General features: G+C 61.0%; 16 protein-coding genes. 6 read left to right on the top strand and 10 right to left on the bottom strand.

Annotation, left to right across the window (positions count from 1 at the left end; genetic code table 11):
• Positions 1 to 681: 681 nt before the first annotated feature.
• Together VIF40_RS13940 and VIF40_RS13935 are read right to left on the bottom strand one after the other, a co-directional pair.
• Positions 682 to 1,002: a hypothetical protein gene (locus VIF40_RS13940; protein WP_331938110.1), complete on the bottom strand. Its 321-nt coding sequence runs from the start codon at positions 1,000 to 1,002 to the stop codon at positions 682 to 684.
• A 15-nt stretch (positions 1,003 to 1,017) separates the two neighbouring features.
• Positions 1,018 to 1,335, bottom strand: a complete 318-nt coding sequence (locus VIF40_RS13935) for a transporter associated domain-containing protein (protein WP_331938109.1) — start codon at positions 1,333 to 1,335, stop codon at positions 1,018 to 1,020.
• A 276-nt stretch (positions 1,336 to 1,611) separates the two neighbouring features.
• On the opposite strand from VIF40_RS13935, the gene VIF40_RS13930 reads away from it, so the two are divergent.
• From VIF40_RS13930 to dapA, 4 genes are all read left to right on the top strand, one after another.
• Positions 1,612 to 1,872: an acyl carrier protein gene (locus VIF40_RS13930; RefSeq protein WP_331938108.1), complete on the top strand. Its 261-nt coding sequence runs from the start codon at positions 1,612 to 1,614 to the stop codon at positions 1,870 to 1,872.
• A 52-nt stretch (positions 1,873 to 1,924) separates the two neighbouring features.
• On the top strand, positions 1,925 to 2,926 hold the full coding sequence (locus VIF40_RS13925; RefSeq protein WP_331938107.1) for a class I SAM-dependent methyltransferase: 1,002 nt from the start codon (positions 1,925 to 1,927) through the stop codon (positions 2,924 to 2,926).
• A gap of 571 nt (positions 2,927 to 3,497) precedes the next feature.
• Complete coding sequence (locus VIF40_RS13920; protein WP_331938106.1) at positions 3,498 to 4,196, top strand: hypothetical protein; 699 nt, start codon at positions 3,498 to 3,500, stop codon at positions 4,194 to 4,196.
• Between the two features lie 273 nt (positions 4,197 to 4,469).
• Entirely contained in the window at positions 4,470 to 5,654 is a 1,185-nt protein-coding gene (dapA, locus tag VIF40_RS13915) for a 4-hydroxy-tetrahydrodipicolinate synthase (RefSeq protein WP_331938105.1), read from the top strand.
• Between the two features lie 13 nt (positions 5,655 to 5,667).
• Here the strand turns inward: dapA and VIF40_RS13910 are convergent, their stop codons facing one another.
• The 7 genes from VIF40_RS13910 to VIF40_RS13880 form a co-directional block, all read right to left on the bottom strand.
• Positions 5,668 to 6,414: a response regulator transcription factor gene (locus tag VIF40_RS13910; protein ID WP_331938143.1), complete on the bottom strand. Its 747-nt coding sequence runs from the start codon at positions 6,412 to 6,414 to the stop codon at positions 5,668 to 5,670.
• A 159-nt stretch (positions 6,415 to 6,573) separates the two neighbouring features.
• A complete protein-coding gene (gene kdpC, locus VIF40_RS13905) occupies positions 6,574 to 7,173 on the bottom strand; it encodes a potassium-transporting ATPase subunit KdpC (protein WP_331938104.1) in 600 nt (199 codons plus the stop codon).
• Positions 7,174 to 7,185: 12 nt separating this feature from the next.
• The gene (gene kdpB / locus VIF40_RS13900; protein ID WP_331938103.1) at positions 7,186 to 9,306 is read right to left on the bottom strand and encodes a potassium-transporting ATPase subunit KdpB; all 2,121 of its coding nucleotides are present in this window, start codon (positions 9,304 to 9,306) and stop codon (positions 7,186 to 7,188) included.
• A 17-nt stretch (positions 9,307 to 9,323) separates the two neighbouring features.
• Positions 9,324 to 11,033 (bottom strand): potassium-transporting ATPase subunit KdpA, encoded by a 1,710-nt coding sequence (kdpA, locus tag VIF40_RS13895; RefSeq protein WP_331938102.1) that lies wholly within the window; start codon positions 11,031 to 11,033, stop codon positions 9,324 to 9,326.
• 34 nt (positions 11,034 to 11,067) lie between these two features.
• Positions 11,068 to 11,157, bottom strand: coding sequence for a K(+)-transporting ATPase subunit F (gene kdpF, locus VIF40_RS13890; RefSeq protein WP_064031928.1), 90 nt, complete (start codon positions 11,155 to 11,157; stop codon positions 11,068 to 11,070).
• A 518-nt stretch (positions 11,158 to 11,675) separates the two neighbouring features.
• On the bottom strand, positions 11,676 to 11,948 hold the full coding sequence (locus VIF40_RS13885; protein WP_331938101.1) for a hypothetical protein: 273 nt from the start codon (positions 11,946 to 11,948) through the stop codon (positions 11,676 to 11,678).
• A gap of 142 nt (positions 11,949 to 12,090) precedes the next feature.
• Complete coding sequence (locus tag VIF40_RS13880; RefSeq protein ID WP_331938100.1) at positions 12,091 to 13,287, bottom strand: cation:proton antiporter; 1,197 nt, start codon at positions 13,285 to 13,287, stop codon at positions 12,091 to 12,093.
• Positions 13,288 to 13,523: 236 nt separating this feature from the next.
• On the opposite strand from VIF40_RS13880, the gene VIF40_RS13875 reads away from it, so the two are divergent.
• Positions 13,524 to 16,226, top strand: coding sequence for a sensor histidine kinase KdpD (locus VIF40_RS13875; RefSeq protein WP_331938142.1), 2,703 nt, complete (start codon positions 13,524 to 13,526; stop codon positions 16,224 to 16,226).
• Entirely contained in the window at positions 16,223 to 16,909 is a 687-nt protein-coding gene (locus VIF40_RS13870) for a response regulator transcription factor (RefSeq protein ID WP_331938099.1), read from the top strand. The genes VIF40_RS13875 and VIF40_RS13870 overlap by 4 nt, the downstream gene beginning before the upstream one ends.
• A 14-nt stretch (positions 16,910 to 16,923) precedes the next feature.
• Here VIF40_RS13870 and kdpA (VIF40_RS13865) read toward each other — a convergent pair whose 3' ends face one another.
• Positions 16,924 to 18,633, bottom strand: coding sequence for a potassium-transporting ATPase subunit KdpA (gene kdpA, locus VIF40_RS13865; RefSeq protein ID WP_331938098.1), 1,710 nt, complete (start codon positions 18,631 to 18,633; stop codon positions 16,924 to 16,926).
• Between the last annotated feature and the right edge of the window lie 662 nt (positions 18,634 to 19,295).

Below are 19,295 nucleotides of genomic sequence, written 5' to 3'. Positions count from 1 at the left end.
AATGTCCGCTTCGCGGTCGACGAAATGATACGAGAGGCGTTGGAAAACGTGAGAATGCCTGCCGACAAGCGACTGCGCCGATAGCGAGACGGCCCGTGTCTATTTCAATTCATCATTGTCACATGCGGGCATAGAGCTGCGCAATTTCGCGGTCAGCAGCACACGATTCGCGCAGGTCACAACTCAAAATAGATTCGCTTTAGGAGCAATTGTCGTGGCAAGCCGAATAACGCTGACTGATGTCGACCGACCGGGAGAGGAGCTCGACGTCTACATTATCGCTCGCGACGAGGCGTCTCTGACCCTTGCTGTGCCGAATACGTCCGTTCAATTCAGATTATTTCGAAATAGCCGCGATGCTCCTTACAGAGGATCGCTGGGCGGGCGAAACTTTTGCTTCGTTCCGCGCGCGGTCGAGGATAAAGAGACCTTCCCGAAAAGGAAAAAATAGAGAGTTTCAGCGAACCAAACGCGTAGCTCACGCGTGACTTTTTGCGGGCAACGATTCCTGCCCCCGAGCGTCGGCCGCGCCAACTCATCTCACTGGCACATTGACGAAACGCAGGCGATGATGTGCCCGGCGGAAAAAGGATGGAACTGGCGCCGCGTCCGGTCGGCATCAGCACGACACCATCTCATGAACTATGAGCTACTCGTCGTCGACGCCCAGCAATGCCTAAATCAGTCCTCATCGACACCGACGGCAGCTTCACTCACGACCTTCCAGGCCCGTAGCCAAGCCCGGAACCGATCACGATCGATCGCCTCATTCTCTTGCATGCGTGTCAGCAAATATCGCGCGGACACGAGATATGCAAGGAAACCAGAACCAACGCTCACGATTCGGCGTTCGCTTTCCGGAGCGCTCGCATAAAGATCCTCCTGGCTGAGACCAGAATCGATGCGGGGAGCAGCGTCGGCACAAAACACCCACCACACCCTGCCGAGGCGCATCAATCGGATCTTCTGACTTTCAAAATGTAGTTCCTCGATCGTCTTCATCGAAGCGGCCCCTCCTTACAGGGCCGAAGCCGACCACCGAGCCTTCGACGGTATCCCTGTCTCCGACGAGACGCGTCTTCTCAGCGCCTGCGGCGTCACCTTCATATTCGTTATCCGGTTTGCCGCCCTGTTTCTGACCTCGAACCGATAGCCGAAGAAAACAAAAACCTGCCCAACATCCGGTATGACGCCGGCTTCGTGTATGACGAGGCCCGCGACCGTTGCCGCTCTTTCCTTCGGAAGGCCCCAATTCATAGCATGGTTGAGCTCACGGACAGACGTCGCCCCATCCACAACGACGGAGCCGTCTGGTTGACGAATTATTCCGTGCATGTCCGTGCTCCGCGATGCTCCGGTTGCCAACCGATGCTCTCATCGGTTTCGTCCACGACGGCGCGTCACGACGCCAGCTGCGCCCGACAGCCTCTCCACAAGCTACGACAAACGGACGTCAAGAAGCCATTCGAATCTCGGGCGAAAAATATAAGGAACCCATAAACACGGCAGTGTTTATGGGGACCTTATGGCGCGGAGCTGCATTTCGAATGGCCCCTTTATGTCGATTCCGTACATATCTGCCTCGCTTCCTCACAACGACGATGTGACCAGATGATCGAGATCATCAAGCGACTGATCGATGAAAGGGCCTACCTCTCCTCACCTTCTTGCGATCTCGCACTAGACGGAGATCTCTACGAGGCGGGGCTGACGCCCTTCGCGGCAATCCAATTGCTGCTGGCGCTCGAGACAGCGTTCGAAATCGAGTTCCCCGAACGGATGCTCAATCGACGGAGCGTGTCGTCGATAGCACGAGTCATTTCTTGCATTCGTGAGGTGCAAGCGGACGAAGCGTCGCTTCGGGCCGCCTGAAAGACACGCAGCTGCGACCACTTCGGCCCTTACCTGTAGAGCAGAGGCATCAATGGACAAACATGTGACCGTGAGGGTCAAATCCGGCAGAGCCATGTCTTGGCCTCCGACAGACGACGAGCACTCGATCGCTTTCGCCTACAATCAGGCAGGCGAAAGCTACGAATCCTATGCAGACGGCGGCGCAGACGAACTCTTTGCGTTCGACGGACAGCACGCGTTTGGCGACCGAACAATCTGGTCCATCCTAGACGGCAAATTACGCGCATTGCGCTCCTCCGGCGCTCGTTCTGTTCGAATTCTGGACCTCGGTTGCGGACCGGGCACATGGCTCTGTCGTGTCGTCATGCGCGCATCCGAGCTGGGTTTCACCTCGATCCAGGCGAGGGGTATCGACATAGCTGAAACGCAAGTCCGGCGCGCGAGCGCGAGAGGCCGCCGTCTCGCGATCGCCGGGCTCGAACTTGCCTTCGAGTCCGGCGATATATGCGCTCAGCAGCCGGAAGCTTCTTTGAGCGTAGATCTCTGTCTCTGCCTCTACGGGGTTCTGAACCATATTCCGATCGACCATATGCCGAACCTACTCTCCGAGGTCGCCCGCGTGACGCGGGGCGACTTCATCGCCACTATGCGCGCGAAGGGCAGCATGCCGACAATTTGCGTGGATGCGATCGAAGAGGCTCGTTGGTTCTGGCATGACCACCGAAACGATCTGCTCGAAGCAGAACTTCAGAACGGACGACACATTTCCTTTGGGTTCCATTTATTCGACGCCGACGAAATTCGTGCGCTCTCCGCGCCTTCTTTCGAGATGACCGAGCTTCGTGGGCTGGATCTCTTTCATGGCCGGTTTGCCGGCGACCGCCGCTGGAATCCGTCGTCTGCACGAACCAGCGCCGGATTTCTTCGAGAGCTTGATCGTCTCGAGCATCTTTATTGTCGCGATCCAGAGTTCTTGGATCACGCCACCCATCTCTTATTCGTGGCGACCCCACGAAATGTCGTGTCGCGGTCGAACACCTGCGATACCCGTGTATCACACCGAACACGATAGTGCCGACGAGGAAAGGCGGATGGGACATTCAACATTGATAGGCGACATGATCCACTCGTGCTCCAACGAAAACGTGGCCAGCGCCGCAGTCATGTGCATCGGTCGTGAATTCTCCGAACGCGTCGAGGTCGCCGCGCGCGCGCAAGATACGACCATTGGCCCCTTCGTCTCCGACCTGGTACGCGAGTTCGCGGCACACGCAGATCAACAGGAACTGACCATCTTGCAGAGACTAGCCGCCAATTCTGATCAGCCCATTCTGCGTATGCTCCGTCACCTTGTAGAGCAATCGTGGAGAGACGGCGCGCCTTCCCAGCCTCGACCGCTTTCCTGCCTGGATCGCTTTCGGCGTAGGACGACGGTCGCGAGACGACGATCTTTTCCGCGACGAGCTCTGTGGATTCTGGTCGGACCAGAACGACCATCTCGACGCGCTCGAGGAACTGCGCCGGACCAAACAACCGGTTCCGCATCGTCGAGCGACGCGCGGCTCCAGAAAAGCAAGGATCACGTCCGCTGCGGCGTCGAATTGAGAAACGGAGAACCACATATGTTTGCGATAAGAACAGTAATGCAGATCACGGCTCGATGCGCGATCGCCGCGCCTTTGATCGGCGTCGTCCATCATGCCGCGATTGCGCAGCCGAGCCTCTGGAAGGAGTGCGGAACGCAATATCAGTCCGCAAAAACCGCAAACCAACTCGACGGCCAGAGCTGGCGCCAGTTCGTCGAGGCGTGCCGTGCCCGCGTCACGAAGCGATCGACGGCAGTTTCTTCCGAAGGCGCCGACGCCCAGACCGACATTTTGAAAGCGTGCGGGAGTCAGTATCGAGCCGCCAAGGATTCGAACGAGCTCAACGGAAAAGGTTGGATCGAATTCCTCAAAGCTTGTCGCGTACGCGGCGGTGAGCTTCCCTCGCGGGCGCGCGATCATGCCGCCGCGACGCCATCAGCTCCGACCATCGTATCGCTCAGCTCCGAACCCGCCCCGCCTGTCTCCGTCGCCTCGCCCCTCACGCCCCCGGCGACAAATTCGGAACCGCCGACTGGCGACTCCACAAGAAGCGGTCCCACTCAGGCTGGCGCCGCGTCCGAACATGCCGTCGACAAGGTCGCCAGCCAGAACCTGACCGGCGAAAAATACCGCCAAAAGAAATGCGCATCCCAGTGGAAGGCTCACAAAATCGAGCTCAAGAAAGCCGATCCGACGTTGAACTGGTCCCGGTATTGGATCGACTGCGACAAGCGCCTCAAAGTGTCAGGGCGCTGAACGCGCTCGCTGGACGCGCCTCGCTGATGTTGGCGACGTCTCCCCGAGGCCGTGCAGCGAGCGGCGACCCGAGAGCCGATCGGCGCCGCTTCTCGAATTTATGCGATCCTTATGGCGACGAGCCTTCTTCCACATCGACCGTTTACCTGGCGGCGATGCACATTGTCCTCGCGGTCCACACCCCGGATCGCGACACCGTGAGCGCGCTTATGGCTATTTCTCCGAATAATCGGATCGAACCGCCGTTTCGACGAATAGCTTCGGATTTGCGGTTTGTCGTCGGCCAGGATCGACAAGGACGCTGGATCGCCGTGGAAGACCTCGGGCGCGGCGGCGGCATTTTCGTCAGTCGGCAGGCGGCTCTTCAATACGTCGCCTCCGAAACCGGCCAACCGCCGAAGTCCGTCCACTTCACGAACGAACGCCTGTGTTTCCGGAGCTAGGTCGATGTGGCCACTGATTCCATCTAACAAAGCTCTTTGCCGCTCCCATTCCAAGCCGGACCGCCCGTCGTCCCCTGTCCAAGATAGCCGGCCGCCGCCTGAGGCGAGCGCCGACCCTGAACTCGAAGCGCCGCCGGCGTTCCACGCCTCGTTTACGGCGCTCGTGACCCCTTTCGACAATGACGGCGTCGCGACAAAAACATTCGCCGATCTCGTCACTTGGCAAATCGACGAAGGCGCGCAGGGATTGGTTGTCTGCAGCGCGACGGGCGAAGGGCGGGCGCTTGCGCCGCGGGAACGGGTTCAAATCATCCGGATCGCAACCGAAGCCGCCGGAAATCGTGCTCCGATCGTTGCAGACACGGGAACCGATTGCACCCGCGAAAGCGTCTCTCTGACCCGAGCGGCGCAGGCCGCCGGCGCCACGGCCGCGCTCATCGTCACTCCGTCCTATAACAAGCCGAGTCCCCCCGGACTTTTCCGACACTATTACGAAATCGCCAGCTCTGTAGACATTCCCCTGATCGTCGGAGTCGATCCGGTGAGGACAGGCGTCGACATCGGCTCGGATACGCTCGCGCGATTGGCGGAGATAGAGAATATCGTCGGGCTCGTGGACGCGACCGGCGATTTCGACCGCTTCCCGCGGGACGCATTTTCGTTGCGCTCGAATTTTACCCGGCTCTCCGGTGACGACCGCGCCTGCCTCATGTTTCGCTTGGCTGGCGGGCATGGGTCCGTTTCGGCCGTCGCCAACGCAGTTCCGAAAATCTGGTCGGAGATGCAGCAGGCGAGCACGCGCGGGGATTGGGCTCGCGCCACCATGATCCAGAAACAGCTGCTGCCCTTGCTCTCGGCCCTTCGCATGGAGACCGGTCCGGGGCCGATCAAATACGCCTTGTCCTTTTTACGTCCTTGGTTCAATCCCAAGGTGAGACTGCCGCTCGTTCCGGTCGAATATGAAACCGGAAGCGCCGTCGTCGCGGCGCTCAGAGAACTCGAGCTGATCGATTGAGCGAATGAAACCGCTACTTCTCTCGAGAGAAAGACTTTTCTGACTCTAAAAATCGATAGCCGACGCCTAATTCGGTCTCGATGATGCGGGGCGCAGCCGGATCGTCTTCGATCTTGGCGCGCAATTTTCCGATGAACACTCGTAAGTACTGGAGATCGTTCTGATGCGCCGGTCCCCACACCGACCTCAATATCTCGTTGTGCGTGACAAGCCGACCGGGACGACGCGCCAGAACGAGCAGCAGGTCATACTCTTTTGGCGTCAGATTTATCTTGATCCCGTGCTTCGTCACCTGATGTTTGACGGTGTCCACGATAAGGCCGAGCGCCTCTATTCGAGACGGCGGCGGCTCTTTGGATGAAGTATGTCGAAGCGCGGCGCGCACCCGCGCCATCAGTTCTCCAATCGCAAACGGTTTTTCGACATAATCATTGGCGCCGGCGTCCAAAGCAGAGATCTTCTCGGCCTCGTCGTCACGCGCCGACAATATGATGATCGGCGCATCCGAGAATATCCGCGCCTCGCGTAGGACCTCTTTTCCGTCCATGTCGGTCAGACCGAGATCGAGCACTGTGACGTCGGGAGCCGAAGCTGCAATCATCGTCAGAGCCTCTCCGCCGGTCATTGCTTTCAACGGTTCGTAGCCGCACGCTTTGAGGGCCGGACGAAGAACGCGGTGGATTTCCGGCTCATCGTCGACAACGAGAATACGAATTTGGCGCGATCGGCGCGCGTCCTCTCCCTCCCCATCTCCGACCATCGAAGCTCCGCAATTGTATGGCATCTGACCTGCCGCCTCTCTGGACTCCCCGGCCTTCGGGCGCTCGCCCGAAACGGCAATCCAGCTGTGCATGAATAGATCGATGCGCGCCGGGCCGGAAAACGCTGTTCGCGCTCCCGGCCCGGCGCTCGGCATTCGTCAATGAAGCTCGTCCAACGCCAGATTGAGCTCCAGAACGTTGACGCGCGGCTCGCCGACGAAGCCGGCGAAACGCTGCTCGATCTGCGCCTCGACCAGGGCGCGGACGCGGCTCTCGGGCAGCTTGCGCGCGGCGGCGATGGCGGACGCCTGCGCCAGCGCGAATTGCGGCGAGATATGCGGATCGAGGCCGGACGCCGAGGTCGTCACAGCGTCGGCGGCCACCATGTCGATGCGGCCCGCCGCGAATTCCGTCTCGATCGCGGCGTTTACGCGATCGACGAGCTTTTGCGAGGTTGGTCCGAGATTGGAGCCACCGGAGTTCGCCGCATTATAAGGCGCGTCGACCGTCTTGCTCGAATCATTCGGGTCGGGCGCGCTCGTCGCCGAGGGGCGGCCATGGAAATAGTTGTCTGCGGCGAAGTTCTGACCGATCAGCCGTGAGCCGACGATGACTCCTTTGCGCTCGATGAGGCTGCCATTGGCCTCGTCGTGGAAGGCGAGCTGCGCGATGCCGGTGATCGCCAGAGGATAAGCGAGCCCCGTGAGAAGCGTGAACAATACGATCATGACGATCGCAGGACGAATTTGGGAGAGCATTGTTAGGCTCCTTTACGCGAGATGCAGAATCGACACGATGATGTCGATCAGCTTGATGCCGACGAAGGGAATGATGACGCCGCCGAGGCCGTAAATCAGCAGATTGCGCCGCAGCAGCGCCGCAGCGCCGATCGGCCGATAGGCGACGCCCTTCAACGCTAGCGGGATCAGCGCAATGATGATCAGCGCGTTGAAGATCACCGCCGAGAGGATCGCCGATTGCGGCGAGGCGAGCTTCATCACGTTGATCGCGCCGAGCTCGGGATAGGTCACGATGAACAGCGCCGGAATGATCGCGAAATATTTCGCGACGTCATTGGCGATCGAGAAGGTCGTGAGCGAGCCGCGCGTCATCAGGAGCTGCTTGCCGATGGCGACGATCTCGATGAGCTTGGTCGGATCGCTGTCGAGATCGACCATGTTGCCGGCCTCGCGCGCCGCCTGCGTGCCGGTCTGCATGGCGACGCCGACATCGGCTTGCGCGAGCGCCGGCGCGTCATTGGTGCCGTCGCCGCACATGGCGATGAGGCGTCCGCCCTGCTGCTCTCTCCGAATATAGGTGAGCTTGTCCTCGGGCGTCGCCTGCGCGAGAAAATCGTCGACCCCGGCTTCCGAAGCGATCGCCGCCGCCGTGACCGGATTATCGCCCGTCACCATCACCGTCTTGATGCCCATGGCGCGCAGCTCGGCGAAGCGCGCCTTGATGTCGGGCTTGATAATGTCCTTGAGATGCACGACGCCAAGCAGGCGATCGTTCTCGCTCACGGCGAGCGGCGTGCCGCCGGCGCGCGAGATGCGCTCGACCGCGCGGGTGAAGTCTTCCGGCGCGCGCAACGTCGCGACGCCGGCGCGCTCCAGAATCTCCGTGACCGCGCCGCCCGCCCGCCCGCCGCCGACCTCGGCGTGACCGGCGAAGGGCTGCGTCTGGGCGAGAACCGCGTCGACCGCGCCTTTGCGCAACGAACGGCCAGGCAGATCGAGACCCGAGATCCGCGTATGCGCGGAGAAGGGAACGACGCGCGCGTCGGAGCCGAGATCCGGGGCCGCGAGGCCGTAACGGCTCTTGGCGAGAGCGACGATCGAGCGTCCCTCCGGCGTCTCGTCCGCGAGGGACGCGAGCAGGACGGCCTCCGCGAGCTCATGCTCGCCGACGCCGCCGACGGGGATGAACTCGTCGGCCATGCGGTTGCCGAAAGTGATCGTGCCGGTCTTGTCGAGCAGCAGCGTGTCGACGTCGCCAGCAGCCTCGACCGCGCGGCCCGAAGTGGCGATGACATTGAAGCGGATCAGGCGATCCATGCCGGCGATGCCGATCGCCGACAAGAGGCCGCCGATCGTTGTCGGGATGAGGCAGACGAGCAGCGCGATCAGCACAGTCAGCGACAGCACCGTTCCCGAATAGTTGGCGAGCGGCCACAGCGTCGTGCAGACGATCAGAAAGATGATCGTCAGGCCCGACAGCAGGATCGACAGCGCGAGCTCGTTCGGCGTCTTCTGCCGCTCGGCGCCTTCGACGAGCGCGATCATGCGATCGATGAAGGTCGAGCCGGGCGCTGCGGTGATCTTCACCCGCACCCAATCGGACAACACAGTGGTGCCGCCGGTGACGGCGGAACGATCGCCGCCCGCCTCGCGAATGACCGGCGCGGATTCGCCGGTGATCGCCGACTCGTTGACGGAAGCGACGCCTTCGACGACCTCGCCATCGCCGGGAATGAGATCTCCCGCCTCGACGAGCACGACATCGCCGACCCTCAGATCGAGCGCCGAAACGAGATCGAAGGCGTCGCGCGAGCCGCCCTTCATCCTCTTGGCCTTCGTGTCGGTTCGCGTGCGCCGCAGCGCATCGGCTTGCGCCTTGCCGCGGCCCTCGGCCACAGCTTCCGCGAAATTGGCGAAGAGCACTGTGAACCAGAGCCAGGCCGCTATCTGGCCCGAGAACAGCGCGGTTCCGTCGTGCGCGAAGAGATCGCGAACGAACAATATCGTGACGACGGCCGAGACGGCCTCGGTGACGAAGATCACCGGATTGCGCGCCAGCCTGCGCGGATCGAGCTTCTTGAAAGCGTCGATTGCCGCGCGGCCGACGATGGCCCGATCGAGCAGGCCAGGAGCAGCGACTTTGGACGACATTTGCGTGGATCTCCGGATCAGAAGGTCTTGCCGGCCGCGAGCAGCAGATGCTCGACGACGGGACCGAGCGCGAGCGCCGGGAAATATTGGAGCAGATAGAGGATGACGATGACGCCGATCAGCAATCCGACGAACAGAGGTCCATGCGTCGGGAACGTGCCGCTGGAGGCTGGGGCCTTCTTCTTGGCGGCGAAGGAACCCGCCATCGCCAGCACGGGAATGACATAGGCGAAGCGTCCGAGCGTCATCGCCAGGCCGAGCGTGGTGTTGTACCAAGGGGTATTGCCGGTAAGGCCCGCGAAGGCGGAGCCATTATTGTCGGTCGTCGAGGCGAAGGCGTAGAGAATCTCCGACAGGCCGTGCGGGCCGGCATTGTTGAGGCTCGCGAGCGCGCTCTGCAGCAACACCGAAGCCCCGGAGAAGCCGAGCACGCAGAGCGGGTAGATCAGCACGGCGAGCATGGCGAGCTTCATCTCGCGCGCCTCGATCTTCTTGCCGAGATATTCCGGCGTGCGGCCGACCATCAGGCCCGCGACGAAGACGGCGACCACGGCGAGCACCAGGAAGCCATAGAGGCCGGCGCCCACGCCGCCCGGCGCGATCGAGCCCATGAGCATGTTGAACAAGGGAACGAGACCGCCGATCGGCATGAACGAATCATGCATCGAGTTGACGGCGCCTGTGCTGGTGCCGGTCGTCGCAGTAGCGAAGAGCGCGCTGGTCGCGACGCCGAAGCGCACTTCCTTGCCCTCCATATTGCCGGGCGAAGGATCGACGCCGATCGACGCCAGCAGCGGATTGCCGCCGGCCTCGGCCCAGTAGGCGATGAGCACGCCCGAGACGAGCACGATGAGCATAGTGATCGCAATCGCGCGGCCCTGACGAAAGTCGAGCACGGCGCGGCCGAAGGCGAAGGCGAGCGCGAAGGGGACGACGAGCAGTGACCAGATCTCCAGCATATTGGAGATCGCGTTGGGGCTTTCGAACGGATGGGCCGAATTGGCGTTGAAGAAGCCGCCGCCATTGGTGCCGAGCTCCTTGATCGCCTCCTGGCTCGCGATCGGGCCGATCGAGATGACCTGCTTGGCGCCTTCGAGCGTCGTCGCCTCGACGGAGCCGAGAAGCGTCTGCGGCACGCCGAGCGCAACGAGCACGAGCGCGACGACGATCGACAGCGGAAGCAGCACATAGAGCGTCCCGCGGGTGAGATCGACCCAGAAATTGCCGACCGTCGGCGACTCGGCCCGCGCGAAACCGCGCACCAGCGCGAAGGCCATGGCGAGGCCGGTCGCCGCCGAGAGGAAGTTGTGAACGGTGAGACCGAGCATCTGCACGAGATGGCTCATCGTCGTCTCGCCGGAGTAATTCTGCCAGTTGGTGTTGGTGATGAAGCTGATCGACGTGTTGAAGGCGAGATCGGACGGCACCGGGTCGAAGCCCTGCGGATTGAGCGGCAGGACGTTCTGCAGCCTCTGCAGCGCGTAGAGCGACACAAAGCCCGCGACGCTGAAGACGAGCATGGCGATCGTATAGACGAACCAGCTCTGCTCGCGCGCAGGATCGACGCCGGAAAGCCTGTAGAATGCGCGCTCGACCGGAAGGATAACGGGCGTCAGAAAATTGCGCTCGCCCGCGAGCACGCGGGCGATGAAGGCGCTGAGCGGCACGGCCGCGACTATGACGGCTGCCAAAACGAAGGCGATTTGCGCCAGGCCAATGGCGTTCATGATATTTTCCTTTGCGGAACCCGAAGTGCTCGGTTCAGAACTTTTCGGGATGAAGGAGCGTGTAGAGGAGATAGGCGCCGAGCAGCACGGCGACGCCCAAGCCGATGATCGGTTCGAACATCATTCGTTCCTTTTTCAGAGGCGCCCGCAGGCGCGTGCATAAAGGCCCATCAGCACGAACAGAAAGGCGCCGAGGCCGACATAGACGAGGTCGAGCATAGTCTGTCTCCATATTGACAATGCGTAGGGATATGCCTGCAAAGCACATAAAGGCGCTATTCGGATTTGCGCCTTATGACATAAGGACGGCATAAAAAATCGACGCGCCCCGCCGTAGGCCCGGGTTGTCGATCGAAGCGGAATTCTTTGATATTGGCCGCAGATCAGGGTCGCGCGCGTAAACTGCGCAAGCGGGCGTCACGGGGACGCCCCTTTGCGCGGCGCTGGCGTCGAAGCGTCACACCCATCAGGATGAACAATGCTCCGGCTCCAAGCCCGATCAGCGAATGATTCATCCGCGACCTCTCGGCGTGACCAATGTGGCAAATCGACCCGAAGAGCGGATCGGACGCGCGCAGTCCTCCTCGAAGGACGAACCGCAGCGCTCTCATGAATGACGCAAGACGCAGTTCGAGGCCGCCATCAATGGCGCTCTACCCATCCCGTAGAATATGCATCGCCAAAAAGCTCCGCCGCTCTGCGGCTATCGACGCTGGGCCTCCCCATCTTCTCGAGCGCATGTCGACGACGCCTCAGCCGAGCCAAGGCGCGCGCGCGCCTTTCATCCTTGGAAAGTTCCCACTCCAATTCAGGCGCCGAGCGATTGTCCCACGCGCCGCGGTAGATTCGCCAAGCATAGGCGTAGGCAACCACCAGCCCGATAAACGCGACCGCGATTTCCAGAAAGCCGAACACTTCCGCCTCCCACTCTGGGGTGAACGAGGAGGAGAGTGCCGCAGTCCGACGTAAAGAGGCTATACGAATTACCGCCCCCTCACATAAGGATCCCATAAACAAAAGGCAGATCTCGCGCCAACGCGGGCCATTAATGATCGCGCTAGCGAAAACCGAGACGTTTCAGCACGATCGGCATCGTCAATCCCTGCACGATAACCGAGAAAGCCACGACGCCGAAGGTGACGACCACGACTTCCTCGCGCAGCGGTAGGCTCGTCGGAAGCGACAATGCCAGAGCGAGAGCCAGAGCGCCACGCAACCCGCCCCACCACAACACATGTTGCTCGCGGAGCGGGATCGCCCAATTCGAACGACTGAACATCAGGCTCAGCGGGTAGACGGTCAATCCTCGGGCGACGAGGACCAGGATGATGGCGATCGGCAGCGCAGCCAATTCTCTGGATTCGAACGTCGTGCTCGCGATAGCCGCGCCCATTAGCAAAAAAACCACGGAATCGGCGAGAAAAGCAGCGAACTCCCAGAACAAGAGAATGAACTCACGCCCCCTCGAGCTCAAGAAGCCCTTTCTGTCCGGCTGCCGAGGCCCGAAGTTGCCGATGAGAAAGCCAGTGCCGACAGTGGCGAGCACGCCAGACACATGCAATTGCTCGGCGAGAAAAAATGATCCAAAGGCGGCGACGGTGGTCAGAGCGGCTTCGATCATATGTTCCGACGTGCGCCAGGCCACCAGCATAGCAGCGCCTGCGCAGACGATTCCAACGGCGACGCCGCCTAAGACAATGCGCGCCAGTGCGCCCACGGTCGAAAGACTCACGGGCTCTCCGTCACCTTGCGCCCACGCGAGCGCTACGACGAAGAGAACCGCCGCGACCCCGTCATTGAACAGACTTTCGCTCTCGACCAGAACTCGGAGGCGACCCTTCAGCCCCTGATCCTTGAACATCGCAATGACCGAGACCGGATCGGTCGCAGCTATCAGCGCGCCGAAGACGAGAGCTGTGGGCGCCGGCCAATGAAGCGCCAGCGCCATTCCACACGCGACAACGCCCATGGCGATGACCGTTCCAAGGCATGACAAGACCAATATCGGCGGGGCGTCTCGTAGCAGATCGCGGGCCGACAGGGTGAGCGCCGCCTCGAACAGCAGCGGCGGAAGTATCAAATGGAAAATGAGGTCATGCGTCAGTGGAACGCCCAAATTCGCTTTCGACAAGGCCAGAACAGCCCCCGTCGCGACAAGTCCGACGGTGTAAGGGAGCTCGAATCGCCGCGCGGCTATTGCGACGATCATCGCGACCGCGAGCACGCCGATGATTTGTTCGACCGAGTTGTCCATTTAGCGATTCTGCCGCGAGGGAAGTTCCAGCTCTGCCTCGGCCATGATAAAGACTCGTCCTCTCGCCTTCATCCAAAATCGAAGCCGAGCATCGAAAATCGGCGCCGGCCCCGATGGCCAGGAGCTATGCTTCACCCGAGACGGGCATGAAGGTCTCGTGGTTCTTGCACACGCTGCGCCCGTTGTTCAATCTGGCTTCCACTCGAAGCGGCACGGCAATTGGACTCGTAGGACGAATGGCCGAAACGGAAAGGAACTTCGAACGGCGCCCTGATCCCGACGCGCTTCTCGCGCTGGCGGACCAGGAAAAGGACGGCAAGCTGCGCGTCTTTTTGGGCGCGGCTCCCGGCGTAGGAAAGACCTACGCCATGTTGGCCCGGGCACGGGGGCTGAAGATGGACGGCGTCGACGTCGTGATCGGCCTCGTGGAGTGTCACGGTCGGTGCGAAACAGAAGCGCTGCTGGAAGGTCTCGAGATCCTCCCCCGTCGTAAGATCGAATATCGCGGGCGCGAGCTCGAAGAGTTCGACATCGACGCTGCGCTGACGCGCAGACCGAAGCTCATCGTCGTCGACGAGCTCGCGCATACTAACGCGCCCGAGAGCCGGCACCCCAAGCGCTGGCAGGACGTCGAGGAGTTGCTCGGCGCCGGCATCGACGTCTGGACCGCTCTCAATATCCAGCACCTCGAAAGCTTGGCCGATGTCGTCGCCAATATAACGGGCGTCGCGGTGCGAGAGACCGTGCCCGACCGCATGCTGCAGGATGCGGCCGATGTCATCCTGGTCGACGTCACGCCAGACGACCTCCTTCAAAGATTGAAGGAAGGGAAGGTCTATGTTCCTGAAACCGCCAAGCGCGCCATCCAGAATTTTTTCACGACCCGTAATCTGACCGCGCTACGCGAGCTGGCCCTGCGCCGGACGGCCGAGCGCGTCGATGACCAGATGGTCGATTATCTACGTCAGAGCGCCATCGAAGGCCCATGGGCGACCTCCGAACGATTGCTCGTATGCGTCGGACCCGACACACTATCGGAAATCGTCGTCCGCGCGGGCGCTCGCCTCGCGACCGGCCTCAATGCATCCTGGATCGCCCTTTACGTCGAGCGCTCCGGACAGGAAGAACGAAGCCCCAAGCGCCTCGAGCGCATCGACGACGTGATGAAGCTGGCGGAACGCTTGGGGGGCGCGATCGAGCGGCTCTCCGGTCCAGATGTCCCGACCGAGGTGTTTCGTTTCGCTAGCCGAGAGAATATTACGCAAATTGTAATCGGCCATTCACGCGCCGGATTCGTCTCCAGGCTGCTGCATCGGTCTTTGACCGAAGAAATCGTACGACGCTCGCGAGACATCGCCGTGCATGTCATCCCGGATAGCCAAGTAAAGCCGGAAGCCGAAAGCGGCATGCAACGGCGCGTCCCACGCGGATCCGAATTTTGGGTGGGCATGGTAGCCGCGGCGGCTTCGGTGGCATGCGCGGTCGGCGCCGTGCGATTGCTGGAGTTATGGCTGGCGCTACCGCCTCGTTCGACCATTTTCTTCATTTCCGTTGCGCTTTGCGCGCTGGGTTTCGGAACGTACTCGGCGATCGCAGCCTCGATTTTCTCATTTGCTGCTTTCGACTTCTTCTTTTCCGAGCCGCGCTATCAGCTGACGATTTCACAACCTGTCGAATTCCTCTCACTGCTCGTCTTTCTCGTCGCCGCGATCATCATCGGGGCGCTCGCTGGGCGCGTGCGCGAACAGTCCCAGTACATGCGCATGCGGACACAGGCGGCTCAGGCCCTGTTCGAATTTTCGCGCAAGCTGTCCAGCGCCCCCAAGCTCGATGATGTGCTTTGGGCCGCGGCGGTCGACGCGCAAAAAGCGCTCGATGCGAAATGCGCCGTTCTGCTCTTGCCCGACGATGGCGAGCTGCGCGTATCCGCCGCTTGGCCTCCTATCGATCAATTGGACCCCGGTGAGTCCAGCTCAGCCCGATGGGCCTACCAAAAAGCCGAACCGGCCGGATGGCGCACCGCGACCTTGCCGAATGTCCGTTTTCAATTTCGTCCGCTTGCGACGACCCGGGGCGTCGTCGCCGTGCTCGGCATCGAACCCGAGAAGCCCGACGAGCCGCTGTCGCCGCAAACGGAACGGATGCTGACCTCGATCCTCGAGCAGACGGCGATTGCGATCGATCGCTCCCTCCTGGTCGGCGAATCCGTGAAAGCGGCCGCTCTCGAGGAAAATGACAAGCTCCGCACGACCCTGCTCGCGTCGCTCTCTCACGACCTGCGCACGCCGCTCGCCTCGATCACAGGAGCGGTCACGAGCTTGCGGCAGCTCGGAGATAGGATGACGGCGGACGACCGTCAGGATTTATTGGCTTCGATCGAGGAAGAGTCCGGACGCCTCTCGCGCTTCGTCGTCAATCTGCTGGACATGTCGCGCATCGAATCGGGCGCTCTCAAGCCCCGTCGTGAGCCGGTGGACATCGGCGACGCCGTCCACAATGCAGTCGAGCGAAGCCGCAAGGAATTTCCGCAACTCGCAATCTCCGCCAGCCTGGCGCGGGACTTGCCGGTCATTCGCGGCGACTCTAATCTATTGAGCCAGATCCTGTTCAACCTGCTCGACAATGCGCATAAATATGGCGGCGATTCCGCGGCTCTCTACGCGAGACGCGATGGAAACGAGGTTGTCCTCACCGTCACCGACGAAGGGCCGGGCGTGAAGCCCACGGATCTCGAGCGCATCTTCGAGAAATTCTATCGCGGAGGGCGCGTCGATGGACGGAAGGCGGGAACCGGCCTCGGTCTATCGATTTGCCGCGGGCTCGTCGAAGCGATGGGCGGAACAATTGTCGCGCAAAGCCCCGCGATACGCCGGCGCGGCACGCGCTTCATATTGCGCTTCCCCATTCCCGAGGAGCAGCGACAAGGGGCGCCCGCATGAGCGGCCCTCGCATTCTCATTGTCGATGACGAACCGCAGCTTCGCAGGGTCCTGCGACCAGCTCTCGGCGCCTGCGGTTACGAGGTGATCGAAGCGGCGACGGGCAGAGCCGCCCTCGAGGCGATCGCAGCCTCGGCGCCCGATATCGTCGTGCTCGACCTCGGTCTTCCCGATATGGATGGAAAAGAGGTGCTCGCGCGAGCGCGCGCCTTTTCACAGGTGCCGATCTTGATCCTCTCGGCCCGCGAACGAGAGGCCGAGAAAATCGCCGCGCTCGACTCCGGCGCGAATGACTATATCGAAAAGCCATTCTCGATCGGCGAGCTCCTGGCTCGGCTGCGCGCCGCCTTGCGTCACACACCCCGGACCGAGGGCGGACCTCGAGAAGTCGAGAGCTGCGGCCTCCGCGTCGATATGGACAAACGGCTAGTGACGAAGAATGGCAGGCCGATCAAATTGACGCCAAAAGAATACGACCTCCTGACGGCTCTCGCGCGGCATCCCGGCCGCCTCCTCACGCATAGTCAAATCCTTTCCTCGGTCTGGGGCCCTGCTCATCGGCAAGACACGCAATATCTCCGAGTTTTCATCGGTCAATTGCGCGCCAAGATCGAGGACGACCCCGCAGCGCCAAAGATCGTGCTGACCGAGCCGGGCGTCGGATATCGCTTCGTCACGGCATGACGGCTCGCAGATCGTCAGAATGTCCGGCCGTGCGACATCAGCGCCTGTTCGGCCAGCGGGCCGAGAGTCAGCGCGGGGAAGAAGTCGAGCAGCGTGATGATCAGCGCGATACCGAGTAGTAGCAGGGAGAACAGCAGGCCATCCGTCGGAAATGTGCCCGATGAGGGCTTGGCCTTTTTCTTTCGGGCAAGTGACCCTGCGATAGCCATGATCGGTATGATGCTTCCCAGACGGCCGATCAACATTACGACGCCGGTGGACGTGTTGAACCAAACCGTATTCACCGAAAGCCCACCAAAAATCGAACCATTGTCGGCGCTCGTCGAGGCGAAAGCATAGAGGAGCTCGCTGAAGCCATGTGGTCCTGCGTTGCCAAGACTGTCGAGCGCGGTTTTGAGATTGACCGATACAGCGGCGAAGCCGAGCACCAATGCGGGAGTGAGCAACAGCGACAACATTGCGAGGCGAATTTCCCGCGCCTCGATCTTCTTGCCGAGATATTCCGGCGTGCGGCCTACCATGAGACCGGCGATGAAGACCGAGAGAATGGCGAGCAGAAGCATGACGTAGAGATTCGTTCCCACTCCGCCGGGAGCGATACATCCCATCAGCAGATTCAGCATCGGCACGAGCCCGCCGATGGGCGTCAATGAATCGAGCACGGCATTGGCTGCGCCTGTTCCCGTTCCCGTCGTAGCGGCGGCGAAGAGCGCAGCGCCCGCTTGTCCGAAACGCAGATCCTTTCCCTCGAGGTTGCCGCCCGCAGCGTCGACGCCCAGCTCGGTCAAGAGCGGGTTGCCGGCCGCCTCACTCCGATAGAGAAGCACGAGGCTGACGAAGAAAATGATCGACATGGTGATCAGGAGGCTGCGCCCCTGACGTAGATTGCCCACCATTCGGCCAAAGGCGAAAATGAAGGCGACCGGAAGCACGAGCTGGCTCCAGTTCTCGGCCATATTGGACAATGCGGTCGGATTTTCAAACGGGTGCGCCGAATTGACGTTAAAGAATCCGCCACCATTGTTCCCGAGCAACTTTATCGCTTCCTGGCTCGCCACAGGTCCTATCGCGATCGTCTGTCTCGCGCCTTCGAGCGTCGTCGCCTCGAACGATCCGGACAAAGTCTGCGGAACGCCGAGAGCGACGAAGAGCAGAGCCGTGAGAATCGACAGCGGAAGGAGCACGTAGAGAACTGAACGTGTCATGTCGACCCAGAAGTTTCCGATCGTCGTGGATTCGTTACGAACGAAGGCGCGCGTCAATCCGATTGCGAGGGCCATGACAACGGCCGTGTCGAGAAAATTGTGCGCGGTCAGGCCGGCCATTTGAGCGAAATGGCTCATTGTCGTTTCGCCAGCGTAAGCTTGCCAATTGGCGTTGGTGATAAAGCTGATCGCGGTATTGAACGACAGGTCAGGCGCAAGCCCGTCGCGGCCCTGAGGATTGAAAGGAAGGACGGCTTGCGATCTCAAAGTCAGATATAGACAGAGAAAGCAGCCGCCGACAAAAGTCAGCATCGAAAGCGTGTATCGCAACCAGTCTTGTTCTTCATCTGGATCGATGCCGGACAGTCGGTAAATGCCTCGCTCCAACGGACCGACAATGGGACTGAGAAAAGTCCGACGGCCTTCGAATATTGCCGCCATGAAGCTTCCGATAGGAATGGCGCATACGACGACGAGCGCCAAGACGATGATGATTTCGAGCCAGCCGAAGGCGCTCATGTTGTCCTCGCTTCTATTTGCACTGCATTCATAGAAGCGTCAGGACATTCTTCGTTTGGCGGAGTTGCATCGCGGCCGCACCCGCCAAGCCCGAAACGGATAAGAGTGACCGGATATGGCATTTGCTCCGGCGAGAACCAAGAGAGCCGCGAGGCCGAGAGCAATGATCGGCTGATCGAGAGCGCCCAGCTCCGATTGAACCAGTTCCAACATGTTCGTCTCCTATCGCTGTTGAAGCTGACAAACTATGTTGGATAGTCTCGTAAAGGCGCCATTCCGAATGTGCTCCCCAGACGTAAGGACCACATAAAGCGCAGCGCCTGGTATAAATATCGACTTCGCCATGCGCCACATCGCTCTAGGCGTTCGGCGTGACCTCGATCTCCCCCCGCGCCCGACCTCGAGCATGACCTGGAAGTGCGGATTTTGTCACGCTCCAGTTGATGACGATGGAGCGGGTGCATTGCCTCACGTTACTGTTACGTCCATGCAAGAGATCCCGCTTCGGTCACACGGAGATTCGGCCAATCATTCGGCCGAATACGCAACAACTCGCCATACGACGGCGCGTCCTGCGCTTCCACCTATCACCGCGGTTTTGTAAGCGCGGTCGCGTTTATACGATCCTTGCGCGCTCTGGTCTCGGTTCGTATCGATCCTTT

The organism is Methylosinus sp. (genome assembly GCF_036560965.1).
Lineage (GTDB): Bacteria > Pseudomonadota > Alphaproteobacteria > Rhizobiales > Beijerinckiaceae > Methylosinus.
The sequence above is the reverse complement of the archived record's forward strand: the minus strand, read 5'-3'. Positions and strand labels throughout refer to the sequence as shown.

Coding starts and splice junctions, on each gene's coding strand:
- kdpB (WP_331938103.1), bottom strand. CDS start 9,306: ATGTCGTCCAAAGTCGCTGCTCCTGGCCTGCTCGATCGGGCCATCGTC.
- kdpA (WP_331938102.1), bottom strand. CDS start 11,033: ATGAACGCCATTGGCCTGGCGCAAATCGCCTTCGTTTTGGCAGCCGTC.
- kdpC (WP_331938104.1), bottom strand. CDS start 7,173: ATGCTCTCCCAAATTCGTCCTGCGATCGTCATGATCGTATTGTTCACG.
- kdpF (WP_064031928.1), bottom strand. CDS start 11,157: ATGATGTTCGAACCGATCATCGGCTTGGGCGTCGCCGTGCTGCTCGGC.
- VIF40_RS13920 (WP_331938106.1), top strand. CDS start 3,498: ATGCAGATCACGGCTCGATGCGCGATCGCCGCGCCTTTGATCGGCGTC.
- VIF40_RS13930 (WP_331938108.1), top strand. CDS start 1,612: ATGATCGAGATCATCAAGCGACTGATCGATGAAAGGGCCTACCTCTCC.
- kdpA (WP_331938098.1), bottom strand. CDS start 18,633: ATGAGCGCCTTCGGCTGGCTCGAAATCATCATCGTCTTGGCGCTCGTC.
- VIF40_RS13910 (WP_331938143.1), bottom strand. CDS start 6,414: ATGGTCGGAGATGGGGAGGGAGAGGACGCGCGCCGATCGCGCCAAATT.
- VIF40_RS13880 (WP_331938100.1), bottom strand. CDS start 13,287: ATGGACAACTCGGTCGAACAAATCATCGGCGTGCTCGCGGTCGCGATG.
- VIF40_RS13940 (WP_331938110.1), bottom strand. CDS start 1,002: ATGAAGACGATCGAGGAACTACATTTTGAAAGTCAGAAGATCCGATTG.
- VIF40_RS13935 (WP_331938109.1), bottom strand. CDS start 1,335: ATGCACGGAATAATTCGTCAACCAGACGGCTCCGTCGTTGTGGATGGG.
- VIF40_RS13870 (WP_331938099.1), top strand. CDS start 16,223: ATGAGCGGCCCTCGCATTCTCATTGTCGATGACGAACCGCAGCTTCGC.
- VIF40_RS13925 (WP_331938107.1), top strand. CDS start 1,925: ATGGACAAACATGTGACCGTGAGGGTCAAATCCGGCAGAGCCATGTCT.
- VIF40_RS13875 (WP_331938142.1), top strand. CDS start 13,524: ATGGCCGAAACGGAAAGGAACTTCGAACGGCGCCCTGATCCCGACGCG.